The sequence below is a fragment of the Micromonospora sp. NPDC005215 genome (genome assembly GCF_040607915.1).
Taxonomy (GTDB): domain Bacteria; phylum Actinomycetota; class Actinomycetes; order Mycobacteriales; family Micromonosporaceae; genus Micromonospora.
The window spans coordinates 21,100-35,023 of record NZ_JBEXHQ010000022.1 but is presented as its reverse complement, the minus strand read 5'-3'; the positions used below and the strand labels follow the sequence as shown (position 1 = coordinate 35,023).

The 13,924-nt window shown below is 72.5% G+C and carries 8 protein-coding genes; 2 read left to right on the top strand and 6 right to left on the bottom strand.

Translation table 11 applies throughout. The features are described from left to right. Positions 1–7: 7 nt before the first annotated feature. The 5 genes from ABZU25_RS17945 to ABZU25_RS17925 all read right to left on the bottom strand — a co-directional run bounded on the left by ABZU25_RS17945 (position 8) and on the right by ABZU25_RS17925 (position 11,398). Positions 8–7,420, bottom strand: a complete 7,413-nt coding sequence (locus tag ABZU25_RS17945) for an SDR family NAD(P)-dependent oxidoreductase (protein ID WP_355030454.1) — start codon at positions 7,418–7,420, stop codon at positions 8–10. 611 nt (positions 7,421–8,031) lie between these two features. Next, a complete protein-coding gene (locus ABZU25_RS17940) occupies positions 8,032–8,772 on the bottom strand; it encodes a hypothetical protein (protein ID WP_355030453.1) in 741 nt (246 codons plus the stop codon). Further along, the gene (locus ABZU25_RS17935) at positions 8,769–9,719 is read right to left on the bottom strand and encodes an ATP-binding cassette domain-containing protein (RefSeq protein WP_355030452.1); all 951 of its coding nucleotides are present in this window, start codon (positions 9,717–9,719) and stop codon (positions 8,769–8,771) included. Before ABZU25_RS17935 ends, ABZU25_RS17940 begins: the two co-directional genes overlap by 4 nt. 24 nt (positions 9,720–9,743) lie before the next feature. Beyond that, positions 9,744–11,231, bottom strand: a complete 1,488-nt coding sequence (locus tag ABZU25_RS17930; protein WP_355030451.1) for an MFS transporter — start codon at positions 11,229–11,231, stop codon at positions 9,744–9,746. Beyond that, positions 11,228–11,398, bottom strand: coding sequence for a hypothetical protein (locus ABZU25_RS17925; protein WP_355030450.1), 171 nt, complete (start codon positions 11,396–11,398; stop codon positions 11,228–11,230). The genes ABZU25_RS17930 and ABZU25_RS17925 overlap by 4 nt, the downstream gene beginning before the upstream one ends. Before the next feature lie 84 nt (positions 11,399–11,482). On the opposite strand from ABZU25_RS17925, the gene ABZU25_RS17920 reads away from it, so the two are divergent. Beyond that, positions 11,483–12,097 (top strand): TetR/AcrR family transcriptional regulator, encoded by a 615-nt coding sequence (locus ABZU25_RS17920; protein ID WP_355030449.1) that lies wholly within the window; start codon positions 11,483–11,485, stop codon positions 12,095–12,097. On the opposite strand, the gene ABZU25_RS17915 is transcribed toward ABZU25_RS17920, so the two are convergent. Continuing rightward, entirely contained in the window at positions 12,078–12,893 is an 816-nt protein-coding gene (locus ABZU25_RS17915; RefSeq protein ID WP_355030448.1) for a DUF3097 domain-containing protein, read from the bottom strand. The two genes, ABZU25_RS17920 and ABZU25_RS17915, sit on opposite strands and share 20 nt — an antisense overlap. Before the next feature lie 182 nt (positions 12,894–13,075). On the opposite strand from ABZU25_RS17915, the gene ABZU25_RS17910 reads away from it, so the two are divergent. Beyond that, on the top strand, positions 13,076–13,870 hold the full coding sequence (locus ABZU25_RS17910) for a hypothetical protein (protein WP_355030447.1): 795 nt from the start codon (positions 13,076–13,078) through the stop codon (positions 13,868–13,870). Positions 13,871–13,924: the final 54 nt, after the last annotated feature.

Genomic DNA, 13,924 nt, shown 5'->3' with positions numbered 1-13,924 from the left:
GTCGCGATCAGAGGGTCAGCACCTCGACGTCGCCGTCCTCCGCGCCGACCGGCTCGTCGGCCAGCGCCATCACGTGGCGTACGACGATCTGCCGACAGATCAGGCCGACGACCTCCGCCACGGATCCGCCACCCAGCAGCAGTCGGGGTGGCACATCCGTGGCGAAATCCGCTCGGAGGCGGTTGCGCAGTCGGACGGCCATCAGCGAGTCCAGCCCAAGGGAGTTCAGTCGGGTGGCGGGAAACGTGGGCCGAAGGTCGGCGCGGTCCCGTTCGCTCATGCCGACCAGCTCGGCGACCAGGTCGAGGAGCGCGGCCAGCACGGCCTCCCGGGCCGCACCGGGCTGCTCGACGGCCAACTGGGCGAGCCGCCGGCGGACCACGGCGGCCGTGTCGGGCCCGCGGGGCTCCGGCCCGGTGGGGGTCGCGGAGGCGGCCGGCACCAGCCCGGCCAGCAGGGTGTCACGGCCGGGATGGCCGGTCGCATCGACGAAGCGTGACCAGTCGACCGAGGCCACCGCCACCGTCGGGGTGTCCGCCGCACCGAGCAGCGCATCGAGCGCCCGGAGCGCGTCAGCGTCGTCGAGTGCGCCGATCCCCCGGTGACCCAGGCCCGCCAGCACGTCGGCACGGGCGGCAAGCCCCCGCTCCCGCCACGGCCCCCAGCCGATGCTGAGGGCGGGAAGGCCACGGGCGTGGCGCCAGCGGGCGAGGCCGTCGAGGAACGCGTTCGCGACGACATAGTTGGCCTGCCCGACCGAGCCGGTCACGGCGGCGAACGAGGAGAACGTCACGAAGAGGTCCAGCGGGTCCTCGGTGGTCGCGAGGTGCAGGTTCCAGGCCCCCCGCACCTTGGCCGGCAGCACCGAGTGGAAGCGATCCGCCTCCATGTCCGGCAGCAGCGCGTCCGCCGTCGAACCGGCCGCGTGCAGGACGCCACGGACCGGGGGCAGTGCCCGCCGCACCTCGTCGAGCAGCGCCACCACGGCCGGCCCGTCCGCGACGTCCAGTCGACGCAGCTCGACCCGTACCCCGGCGCGCCGGAGCCGCTCCACCTCCGCCGGCACCGTGGCGGGCAGCGTCCGCCCGGCAAGCACCAGACACCGCGCGCCCCACGAGGCGAATCGACCGGCCGCGGCGAGGCCGAGCCCGCCCAACCCGCCGATGATCAGGTACGTGGCGTCGACCCGCAGCCTGGCGGGCGGGCCGTCGGGCAGGGGGGAACGGACCAGGGCGGCTCGGTACCAGCAGCCCTCCCGCAGGGCGAGGTGCCCGGATTCGCCGTCGCCCAGCAGGGACAGCACTGTCGTCACGGCAGGTACCGGCCCGGCCGGCGGGAGGTCCACGTGGACACAGGCCAGGTCGGGGTACTCCACGGCGACGGACCGAGCCAGGGCGGCGACCGCCGTGCCCGGCAGGTCGGGGGCGACCGGACCGCTGGGGCCGGTTGCGCCGACCGAGCAGAGCACCAGCCGCGGCTGGTCTGCGGCCAACTCGGTGAGGACTGCCCGGACGAAGAGGAACGTGCGGTCGGCCAACTCCTCGGTCCGCTCCGGCTCGTCACCGGGCAGGTCGGCGCCGTCCGCGTGCAGGATCACGCCAGCTACCCGGCCCTGGCGTGCACGGACCCGTTCGGCAAGTCGCGACACCGCGCTGGCCGTCGCCTCGTCCGCCGGCTCGCCGTCGAGGCGGGCGCGACCCTCGGCGTTCAAAACCAGGCCCGTGGCGTCGCCGCCCAGGGAGCGCAGCTGCGTGCCCCAGGTACGGACGATGTCGGCATCGACACCGGCGACCAGCCAGGTGCCGGAAGCCGCCGCGACCTCGGCGTTGACGGGCACCGGGGCGAGGCTGGTCTTCCCGTCCACCGACGCGACGGGCTGCCAGGTGATGTCGTACCGCTCGGGGACCCGCCCGCCGGGCCGCTCGCTGACCGGCCGCAGCACCAGGCCGGAGACCGTCACGAGGACCGTCCCGTCCGGGTGCCGCACGGTGAGGTCGACGCGGGCGTCTCCACCGTCGTCGACACCGTGCCAGCGGGCCCGGCACCAGACCGCGGCGGGCAGCCGGCCGGACACGTCCAGTCGTTGGATCGCGACCGGCAGCATCAGCGGTGTGTCCGGCCCGACGAACGCGCCGGCGACGTGCAGGCAGGCGTCCAGCAGGATGGGGTGCAGGCCGTACCCGTCGTCCACCACCGACGGCGCCAGCTCGACCAGGCCGAGCGCCTCGTCCCCGTGTCGCCAGAGGCGGCGCAGGGCCCGGTAGTCAGGTCCATAGCTCAGGCCCGCCTGGTCCAGCCGGGCATAGAGGGCGGCGACGTCCTGCTCCGGCCACGGTGCGCCCCGGTGGTCCGGGGCGGCCCCGTCGGCGACGGGTCCGAGCAAGGGGGCGGCCCGCAACCTGCAATGCTCCGTCCAGCTGTCCTCGCCCTCGCCGCGACCGAAGCAGCGGACCGTGTAGCCGTCGGACGTCGGCTCCACCGTCGCCTGCAACTCGACCGGATGCCCCTCGGGGACCGACCGGACGGCGACGAACTCCACCTCGTCGAGGCGCCAGGACGTGGTTCCGCCACACGCCTCGAGCGCGGACCGGGCCCATTCGACCATCGCCGCGGCGGGCAGCACCGGCCCTCCGGGCAGCCGGTGCTGGCCCAGGGAGAGCACCGCCTCCGGGTGCAGCGTCGCCGCGAACCGACGTTGCCGGGTCCCCGCCAACTCGACGGGGCGGCCGAGCAACGGATGATGCTCCGGGCGTTGCGTGGTGAACCAGTGCCGACCGGGAGAGAACGGGTGGCCGGGCAGGTCCACCGGAGCGGGTTCAGGGGTGTCGGGGCCGAGACGCGCCTGGCGCAGCCCGGTCCAGTCCACGTCGCCGCCGTGCGCGTACCAGTACGCCAGCCCACGCTGGAACCGCTGGTCGTCGACGTCGCCCTGGTGCAGGCTGGGCAGGCAGGTGGCGTCCGGCATCGCCCGTTCCACAAGCGGACTCAGCGCCGGGCGGCTGCCGCACTCCACCACCACCCGGCAGCCGAGCCCGGCCAGCGTCGCCAGCCCGTCGCCGAACCGCACCGGGGACAGTGCGTGCCGGACCAGGGCCTCGGCGCTCACCTCTGCCGTCAGCTGACCGGTCAGGTTGGCGACCAGCGGTATTCGCGGCGGCTGGTAGGTGACCCGCAGCGCCGTCTCCGCGAACTCCTCGGCGCCCGCCGCCATGAGCGGCGAGTGGAACGCCCGGTTGCCGGTGAGCCGGGTGAGCCGGACCCCCCGACGGGACCAGTCGGCGGCCAACTCGGCCAGGCGACCGGGCTCACCGGACACGACGACGTCCTCGGGGCCGTTGTACGCCGCCAGCGACACCTCGTCGGTGTCCGCCAGCTCCTTCAGCAGGGGCGCCAGCGTCTCCGGGCTGCCGTGCACGGCGTGCATCGCCCCGGGCGGCGCCATCTGCATCCAGCGGGCCCGAGCGATGACCAGCCGAAGCGCGTCCGACAGGTCCAGCACACCGGCCACACACGCCGCCACGTACTCGCCGAGGCTGTGCCCCAGCACCGCGCTCGGATGCACTCCGCAGGACTGCCAGAGGCTGGCGAGCGCGTGATCGACGGCGAAGACGGCGGGTTGGGCGTACAAGGTCTCGGCCAGGTCCACCCGGTCCCCGGGCACGTCGCAGAGGGTGGGTAGCAGGGACACCCCGAGTTCGGCCCGGACCACCGCGTCGCTCTGGTCCAGCGCCGCCCGGAACGCCGCGTAGCGGAAGTACCAGGCAGCGGCCATGCCGGCGTACTGCGATCCCTGACCGGTGAAGACGAAGGCGACCGGCGGCGGGACCGACGGGGCGACGCCGCTGAGGGGGTCCGTGCCGGAGTCGACGAAACGTGTGAGCGCGTCGGCGGCCTCCCCCGCGGTGCGGGCCAGCACGGCCAGTCGGTGCGGGTACCGGGTCCGGCGGGTCCCGGCGACGTGGGCGACATCGGCGAGTGTCCGGCCAGGACCGGGGTCGGTGAGCAGTTCCGCGTACCTTCGCGCGGACTGCCGCAGGGCGTCCCGCGTCTTCGCGGAGACCGGAAGCACCGACCAGCTCTGCCCGTCGCCGACCGGCGAGACGGGCGCCCGGCGGGGTGCCGCGGAGAGCACCACGTGGGCGTTGGTGCCGCCGAAGCCGAAGGAACTCACCGCCGCGACACGCTGCGCCGGGTCGCCCGGCCACCGGGTCGACTCGGTCACGACGGAGCACCGCGACCCCGCCAGGTCGATGTACGGGTTGAGTCGGGTGAAGTGCAGGGACGGCGGCACCAGCCCGCGCTCCAGGGAGAGCACGGTCTTCACCAGGCCGACCACCCCGGCCGCGGCCTCCAGGTGACCGATGTTCGTCTTGACCGATCCCACCAGAAGCGGCTGGGACGCGGGACCGCCGTACACCGCCCGGATCGCCCCCATCTCGATCGGGTCGCCGAGGGGCGTGCCGGTGCCGTGCGCCTCGACGTAGCCGACCTGCCCCGGGCTGATCCCGGCGTCGGTCAGGGCTGCGCGCAGCACCGCCTCCTGGGCGGGTCCGTTCGGTGCGGTGAGGGTGCTGCTGCGGCCGTCGGAGTTGACGGCTGAGCCGCGGACCAACGCTCGGATCCGGTCGTTGGCCCGGACCGCGTCGGTGGTCCGGCGCACCACCACGACGGCGCAGCCCTCACCGCGGACGTACCCGTCGGCAGCGGCGTCGAAGGTCCGACAGAGGCCCTCGGGAGACAACATCCCCGCGGCGGTGAAGCCCGTCGTCAGGGCGGGGTCGAGCAGGAGGTTGACCCCGCCGACGATGGCGATGTCACTCTCGCCCCGGCGCAGACTCGCGCTGGCGGCGTGCAGGGCGACCAGGGACGAGGAGCACGCGGTGTCCACCGCCTGGCTCGGCCCGCGCAGGTCGAGCAGGTGCGAGATTCGGTTGGCGGCGACAGTCAGCGCGTTTCCGGTGCCGTCGTACGCCGTCGCGCCGGTGCCGGCCCGCGTCTGGAGCTGCCGGTAGTCGGTGCCGCTGATGCCGACGAAGACACCCGTTCGGCTGCCGGCCAGGGAATCCGTCGGTATTCCGGCGTCCTCCAGTGCCCGCCAGACCACCCCGAGCAGCACCCGCTGCTGCGGGTCCATCCGGTCGGCCTCGGTCCGGGAGATGCCGAAGAAGATCGGATCGAACGCGTCGACGCCGTCGATGAATCCGCCGTGGACGACGGTCCCCTCGTCGAAGCGGTAACCCAGCGCCGAACGCTCGGCGGGCACGGCACGGATGGCGTGCTGACCGCCGGCCAGCAGCTCCCACAACTCCTCGATCGAGTCGGCCCCGGGCACCCGGCAGGCCATTCCGATCACGGCGACCGAGGTGGCGTCGGCCGGCTCGGTCGATCCGGACCGGGACGAGGCGACCGCCGGCGGAGCGGATTCCGAGGTGAGCGCGCCGGCCAGGCGCGCGACGGTGGGGTGGTCGTAGAGGTCCTGGGGGGAGAGCCGGATGCCGAGTTCAACGCCGAGTTCGCCGGAGAGGCGGACCAGGGTGGCCGAGTCGAGGCCGAGACCGCCGAAGGGCTCGTCCACGGAGATGGTGACGGGGTCGGTCCGGCGCGCCGCGGCGATCCAACGCACCAGCCACCCGACGATGTCGGCCCGGCCACGGCCGGTCCGCCCCGCGGCCGGCCCGGCAACGGCGGGCTCGGCCTCCCGGGTCTGCCAGGTCGCGCGCACCCCGGTGAGCTCACCGGCGAGGTATTGCCGCCGACACTCCCGCCGCCGCACCTTGCCGCTGGAGGTCAGGGGCAGCTGACCGGGTCGCAGGAGCACCATCACGTCGACGCTGATGTCGTGTGCCTCGACCACGGCCCGCTGGAGTCGGGTGAACACCTCGTCCGGGTCCGCGGTCGTCCAGGTCGCCCGGGTGAGTTCACCGACCAGAGCGAGCCGTTCCTCGCCGTCGATCTCGACGGCGAAGGCGACCACCCGGTCGGTGGCGACGGCCGGGTGCGCGTCGGCGGCGGTGAGTTCGAGATCCTGGGGGTAGTGGTTGACGCCCCGGATGATGATGACGTCCTTGCGCCGGCCCGTGACGTACGTGCGCCCGCCCAGCCGAGCACCGAGGTCACCGGTGCGCAGGTAGCGCCCACGCCCGTCGGCGAGCTGACCGCCGAAGACGGCCTCCGTCTCGTCGGGGCGTTGCCAGTACCCGGCGGCCACCGTCCGCCCGGCCACCCAGATCTCGCCGATCCGCCCGTCCGGGCAGCGTTGGAGGGTGTCCGGGTCGACGATCAACAGCTCGGTGTCGAGCAGCCCGTCCCCGTTGTCGGGCAACTCCCGGGCCTCGCCGGCGTCGGGCGCCTCGACCAACCGCCCGCGGCCCAGCTCGACCGGGTCGAACCGGGTGACCGTCGGCTCCTGCCCCGCCGGCGAGAGCGCGACCGCGAGGGTCGCCTCGGCCAGGCCGTACCCGATGTTGAAGCTGTTGGCGCGAAACCCCGCCGCGCCGAACCGCGCGGTGAAGCGCCGCAGGGAGCGGGGCCGCACGGGCTCGGCACCGACGACAATCAGACGGAGGCTGGTGAGATCCAGCGTCCGGAGCGAGTCGTCATCGACTCGGTCGCAGGACATGTCGAGGGCGAAGTTGGGTCCGAAGGTCACGGCGGCGCGGTAGCGGCTGATCGCGTCGAGCCACCGGAACGGGTGCTGGACGAAGGCGACCGGTGCCATCATCACGTTCGTCGCCCCGGAGACCAGCGAGTACATCGTCGCGGCCACCAACCCGAAGTCGTGGAACATGGGCAGCCAGGACACCACCACCTCGTCGTTCGACAGCCGCCAGGCGCGGGCGAGGAGCCGCATCTGCTGCGCCAGGGCGTCCTGGGTGACCATCACCCCCCGTGGGGCCGAGGTCGATCCGGAGGTGTACTGCAGGTAGGCGACGTCGTCCGCGGCCGGCTCCACCGGTTTCAGCGGCGGCAGCCCCTCGGCGAGCACGTTCGCGGGGACGAGGGTCCGGCAGGATTCGGGAAGCTGTCGGCGGATCGCCGCTTCCTGGCGGGCGGTGACCACCGCCAGCGCGGGCTGGCAGTCCGCGACGACGGAACTCACCCGCTCGCCGTTGCGACTGCCGCTCGGAGGAAATACCGGAACGGCGATCGCGCCAGCGTAGAGACAGCCGAGAAATGCGATGACGTATTCGACACCCTGCGGCAACATGATCAGCACTCGCTCGCCGCGCATGTGTTGTTCCTGCAGGTACCGGGCGAAATCGCGAGAGCGCTCGTCCAATTCCGCGTAGCTCAGTCGGGCAACCTCATCCTCGCCATCGGCAAGCATGACAAGTGCCGGCTTGTCCGGACTTTCCGCAACGCGTTGGCCAATTTTGGCGAGCGCGAAAACATCGCACCCCCGACTGCCGGAAGTAGACACGATTCCCCCATGATTATTGCAGCATCCAGTGAGGACATACGGGTCACCGTCGCTCACTGGCGACAATCAGCAGGCTGCGTCCGGAAAGGGTGCCGGTCGTCCGATCAATGAATGACGAGCGGCAACTGTCACGAGCCGCACCCGTCCCCGTCGCGCGCTGACACGTGGAGCAGCAGCGGGAACTGGACTGCAATTAAGGCTGAACCAGCAGCTCACAGACGTGCCGGAACCAGCTCAGGCGGCCCGCCTCGACAGCGCGACCTGCGCGCGGCCCGTACGAGCGGCAGAGATTTTGATGATGATCCTTGTCCATCGCTGGATCTCCTCCCCCGAGGATCACTTGTCCGCACCAGATTGCCAGAGCATTCAATCCGGCGTCAAGAAGTGAGACCTGTAAACAAGAGGTCAACAACCTTAATGCAAATACTTTGCAATTGCGAGCCGCCCAACGCCGGGGCAAACCGGACGAATTTCGGCACTCACCCGCCGCGCTGGACGTGCGCGCATTTCACCCCTTGGGACAGGTCGCAAATCAGTCTCGTCCGCCTGCCAAAAAAGCCGAGGCCCACGGGTGGCAACAACCCGCGAGACCTCGGCCGCAACAGCAGATTTCAGACAATATCCGAGCGAGAATTTCTCAAATATGCGAAGACGAAGATCAATACAATCCACCCACCGAAGACCGCAGCTCCGGTGTCCATGGAGAGCAGTCCGTCCTGCGGGATGCGCCGCAGGGACTGCGCCGCCGCGCCCGGTAGCCAACGGCCGACCGTGGTGGAGGCCTCGAAGACGATCGGCTCGAAGACGATCAGCCAGGCCAGGGCGGCCACGATCGCGACGACCTGGTTCCTGGTGGCAGCCCCGAGGCACACCCCGAGTGCCCCGAACAGCGCTGCCGAGGCGACCGCCCCACCGAGGGTCGTCCAGATGAACGACTGGCCGAGCTGGAGCGTGAGCCCCTCGCTGCTGATGGCGACCCACATGGTGCCCAGCGTGGCAGCGCCCGCGATCACCCCGAAGACAGCCCCGAGCACTGTGTAGAGCAGCAGCTTGGCGGCCAGCACGACCCCGCGCCGCGGTTCGGAGACGAATGTCTGGTCGGCCTGCCCGAACCGGAACTCGCCCGCCATGCCGATGATCCCGGCGATCGCGACAAGGATCGAACCGCTGCCCACCGAGTGCAGGTCCCCCCGGAGGGCCTCCTCGCTGACCAGGGAGACGTCTCTGGCGTTGGCCAGCACTATCGCCCCGATGGTGGAGGCGATGGCCAGCAGCGTCGTGCCGACGAGCAGCCACCAGATCGTGGGCGTCGCCCAGAGCTTTCTGAGCTCACTGCCGAGCAGACGGTTCACCGGACACGCTCCAGGGACTTCTCCTCGGCCGACGCGGTCAGCTCGAGGAAAACGTCCTCCAGCTCCGCCCGCTCCGCACTGAGGTGATGCACCGCGACGCCGCCGGCCAGGGCAAGCTCGCCGACCTCGGGAGCGGTCAGCCCGACCACCCGCAGCCCGCCGTCCGGATCCACGCTGCTGCTGCCGCCCCGACCGCGGATCAACTGTTCGAGGATGCCGTTGTGGGCGGTGCGGACCACGACCGCCTGGCCCCGCCGGCTCATCAGCTCGCTCAGGCCGCCCTTGGCGATCAACCGCCCCTTGTGTAGCACCACCACGTGATCGGCGATCGCGTCGAGCTCGGCCAGATGGTGGCTCGAAAGGAAGACGCAGCGTCCCTCCGCGGCGAGGTCGCGCAACAGCCCGCGCAGCCACAGCATCCCGGGCGGGTCCAGGCCCTTTGTCGGCTCGTCCAGCATGATGATCCGCGGATCCCCGAGCAGCCCGGCCGCGAGAGACAGGCGCTGCTTCATCCCCAGCGAGAACGCGCCGACCCGACGCTGCGCCGAGTCCGCCAGGCCGACCATTTCCAGCACCTCACCGATCCGGCGCTGAGGGACCCCGCCGGCACGGGCCAGGATGCCGAGGTACGCCCGGGCCGTGTGACCCGGGTGGGCGCCGGGGCTGTCCAGGACGGTGCCGACCGTCAGCCGCGGGTTCGGAATGTCCCGCAGCCACCGGCCGTCGATCAGCGCCTCACCCGACGTCGGCTGCACCAGGCCCAGAAGCATCCGCATCGTCGTGGTCTTGCCCGCGCCGTTGGCCCCCACGAAACCGGTGACCGCGCCCATCGGGGCGTCGAACGACAGGTCGTCGACGGCGACGACGTCGCCGAAACGTTTGCTGAGTCGGACGCACCGGATCCCGTTGCCGGCCTCGGTGGTGCCGTCGCCATGCACTGTGCTCATCGCTTCGTGCCACGCCTCTCTGGATCAACCGTGCAGTGTGAAGCCGTGCCCGCCGTGTAGACCCGCCGCGGATCCGGCCACGGGGCGGCCGGCCGGCATGGTCAGCGCCGCGGCGATCGCGAAGCCGGCCGTCACGCCCGCCGCCACCAGGAAGCCCCGCTGCTGACCCGCCAGGACCATCAGGCTGCCGCCCGAGACGGCACCCGCGGCGGACGACAGGATGGCCACGCCGAAGGCGCCACCGATGTCGTGTGAGGTCATGTAGAGACCCGACGCACTGCCCGCCCGGTCGCCCTCGATGCCCGACAACGCGGTGACCGAGAAGACGACGAAGCTGAGCCCCAGGCCGAAACCGAGCAGTACGAGCCCGGGAAGGATGTCGGCCGGATAGCTGACCGGTGTCGAGGCGCGGCTCAGCAGCAGGGCGCCGACCGCCGCCACCGCGAGGCCCGACGCGCTGGCCCACCGGGGGCCGAGATGCCCGAGCAGCGCGCCCCCGAGGTGCGCCGCCAGGGCGATCGCCAACACCATCGGGAGCAGCGCGAAGCCGGTCTCCAGGGCGGAGGCCCGCAGCGTCGTCTGCAACATGAACGCGCCGAGGAACAGGGCGCCGACCAGGGTGATGGTGGCGCCGAAGATGCCGACGGTGCTGGCCGCGAGGCTCCGTTGCCGCCAGAGCGCCGGCGGCACGAGCGGGCGTCGGACGTGTCGTTCGACCCCGGCGAAGACACCGAGCAGCGCGACTCCCACGGCGAGCAGGAGCACGGTGCGCGGGGCGCCCCAGCCGTGTCGGTCGGCGTCACTGATGCCGTAGATGGTGACCGCGAACGCGGCGGTGCCGACGACGGCGCCGATCAGGTCGAGCTGCCCGGCGGCGGCGACGCGGGGAGACCGGGAGATCAGTCGTGGCACCAGGATCAGGACCAACAGCCCGACGGGCAGGTTGATGAAGAACGCCCAGCGCCAATCGAGCCAGGTGGTCAGCGCGCCGCCCACCAGGAGCCCGGCCGCGGCTCCGCCACTGGCAATCGCGCCCCATGCGCCGAGCGCCTTGGCCCGCCGCCCACCGTCGTAGACGAGCGCAATGATGGACAGGGCCGCCGGAGAGAGCAGCGCCGCGCCCACGCCCTGCAACGCCCGGGACGCGACGAGCAGCGCCGAGGTGTTACTCAGGCCGCTCACCGCCGACGCCGCGGTGAACAGGATCAGCCCGGCCAGGAACACCCGTCGGGCGCCGAACAGATCCGCCAACCGGCCCCCCAGGAGGAGCAGACCGCCGGTAGCCAGCACGTAGACGGAGACCACCCACTGCACGTCCCCCAGGCCGAAACGCAGATCCGCGTCGATGGCGGGAAGCGCGACGTTGACCACTGTGACGTCCAGCGCGACCATGGCCTGCGCGCAGGCCAGGACGACCAGGACGGTCCACGGGGTCGGGCGGGTGGCGTCCGGCCCAGCGGGCGTCGCCGCGCTGGTCGGGGCGACGCCCGGCTGATCGTCCCGCACCGTCACGGCTTGGTCCCCGAGCCACGCGTGCCGCCTGTTCCTCCGTTGCGACGCCGACGGACGACCTGGAAAGCGCCGAAGACGAGCAGGGCGACGAGGCCGAGGATCGCGATGACCAGGTGGAAGGTCTGCTGCACGGGTGAGCCCCTCGGGTAGAATGAACGAGCGCTCATCAGGCTATGAGCGAGTGTTCATACCTGTCAAGCGGGGCACGCCCACATGGGTAACGGTTCACCCGACTGGGTTAGGCTGCCGGCGTGCCCCGCGGAATCGCCAACCCCGAGCTGCGTGAACAGCTCTTCGACGCCGCCGAGCGGGTACTGCTGCGAGACGGGCCACAAGCCCTCACCGGACGGGCGATCACCCGCGAGGCGAACTGCGCCACCGGGCTCCTGCACAGCCATTTCGGCGACCTGGAGGGGTTCCTCACCGCGTTGATCGTGCGACGCTTCCGCGAGCAGGCCGAGCTGGCCGCGGCCCTCCCGCCACTGGCGGGCACGGGTGACGTGGTGGGCAATCTGACGCGCGCCGGGCTCACCCTGTTCGAGCCTCGCACGCTGGGCATCGCGAACCTGGTCATCGCCCGCCCCACCCTGCGCGCCCGGGTCGAAGCCGTGATGTCCGAGGGCGCCCCCGGGCTCCCCGAGGTGACCACCTCCATCAGCGACTACCTCGACCGGGAGCGACAGCTCGGGCGGCTGCCCCTCGGCACCGACAGCGGCGCCGTCGCGCTCGCCATCGTGGGGACGGTGCACCACCTGCTGCTCACCGGCGACGTGACCGACCCGGAGGCGGTCGTCACCCGGCTGGTCCGCGCGCTGGTGACCGAGGGCACGCCGGGGCCCGGCCCGGTCAGCCCACCGGTTCGGTGACGAAGTCGATCAGGCGTTCCATCGCGTTGATCAGGGGCGTCTCCACGTCGGCGAAGCTGCCCACCCGGGAGAGGATGTGCCGCCACATCGCCGCCGGCTCGGCCACCCCGAGGGCCGCGCAGACCCCCTCCTTCCACGGCTGCCCCGGCGGCACCACCGGCCACGCCGCGATGCCCAGCGCCGCCGGCTTCACCGCCTGCCAGACGTCCACGTAGGGATGGCCGGTCACCAGCACGTACGGCGAGTTCACCCGGGCGACGATCCGGCTCTCCTTGCTGCCCGGCACCAGGTGGTCGACGAGCACGCCGAGGCGTCGGGTCGGACCGGGGTCGAAGCCGCGTACCTCGGCGTCGAGGGCGTCGATGCCGTCCAACGGCTCCACGACCACACCCTCGATCCGCAGGTCGTCGCCCCAGATCCGCTCGACCAGCGCGGCGTCGTGGATGCCCTCCACCCAGATCCGGCTGGCCTTCGCCACCTGGGCGCGGACGTTGTCCACCGCCACCGAACCGGATGCCGTCCGTCGACGGGCCGCCGGCACCGGCGCGCGGCTCGGGCGGCGCAGCGTCACCGGGCGGCCGTCGAGCAGGAACGCCGCCGGCAGTAGCGGGAAGTTGCGTCGCCGGCCATGCCGATCCTCCAGGACCACGGCGCCGGCCTCGAAACCCACCACCGCCCCGCAGAACCCGGAGTCGGCGTCCTCCACCACGAGATCGGGTTCGGCGTCCACCTCGGGGGTGACCTTCCGTCTCCGCCAGTCTCCCGCCAACACGTCCTCGCCGTATCGCCCCGCCATGTCGATCACGCTAACCCCCGCGGCTCCGCCCCCGGCCCCGACACACCGCCCGCCCCGACCGCCGGACACGCACAGACCGGCGCCGAGGCAGTGATTCGGGGCGAACAGGGTAGTTCGGGGCAGGCCGGGCGACCGGAGCGGCAGTCGAGACAGGGCCGGTCGGGACCACGTACCCTTTCGGCATGTCCACCCCCGCAACGGGCGCGGCCACACTCACGCCGCGCCGGTCGAGCCGGTTCGTTGCCTGGGTGCGCGCATGGCGCGCCGGGTTGGTGCCGTACGACGAGGTCGCCGACGCCATCGCCGGCGACGAGGAGCACCTCGTCGCGGACGCCCCCGGCACCTGGACCGACGTCCCGCTGGGCGCCGCGCTGCCCACCCTGGCCAAGCTCTCCCCGGACGACATCCGCCTGGTGCTGCCCGCGCCGGGCGACCCCCGGGGGCTGCCCGGCCCGGGCGACTTCGCCGGTGCGGCGTTGGTTACGGGCGAGGCGGTGGTCGCCGGCGGGCTCGGCCTGATCCCCCAGGTGCGGACACACACCTCCGGCTCGGGGGACTGTTTCGAGACGGTGCTCTGGCGGGTGTACCCGCTGCCGGCCAACGCGCCCGCCGCCTCACTCGCGCTGCCCGGCGCCGCCGAGGCGGAGGCCGAGTTGGCCGCCGCGCTGGCCGAGACGACCGCCGCGCTGACCCGACTCGACGTGGCCCAGTGGCGACCCGAGTTGGCCGGTGCGCTGGCCGCGCTGCGCCGCCCGGACGGCGCCACCGACCTGCCACCGGGCTTCGACCCGCGAGCCCGCCGACTCTTCGCCCGCGCCGCGGTGCTCGACCGGGTGCTCGCGTTGGCCGGGCACGCCGCGCCCGGCGGCGCGATCAACAACTACGAGGCCCAGCAGCGCGACGCGGCTCTGCGCCCCCTCACCACGGCCTGCCGCCAGGCGCTGGTGGCCGCCTGCAACGCCCCACTGCGCCCCTGACGAAACCCAGCGGTGGCGGAACACCGCCCCGCCAATCCACTATCGTGCCGCGGG

Coding starts and splice junctions, on each gene's coding strand:
- ABZU25_RS17935 (WP_355030452.1), bottom strand. CDS start 9,719: ATGAGCACAGTGCATGGCGACGGCACCACCGAGGCCGGCAACGGGATC.
- ABZU25_RS17925 (WP_355030450.1), bottom strand. CDS start 11,398: ATGAGCGCTCGTTCATTCTACCCGAGGGGCTCACCCGTGCAGCAGACC.
- ABZU25_RS17915 (WP_355030448.1), bottom strand. CDS start 12,893: ATGGCGGGGCGATACGGCGAGGACGTGTTGGCGGGAGACTGGCGGAGA.
- ABZU25_RS17910 (WP_355030447.1), top strand. CDS start 13,076: ATGTCCACCCCCGCAACGGGCGCGGCCACACTCACGCCGCGCCGGTCG.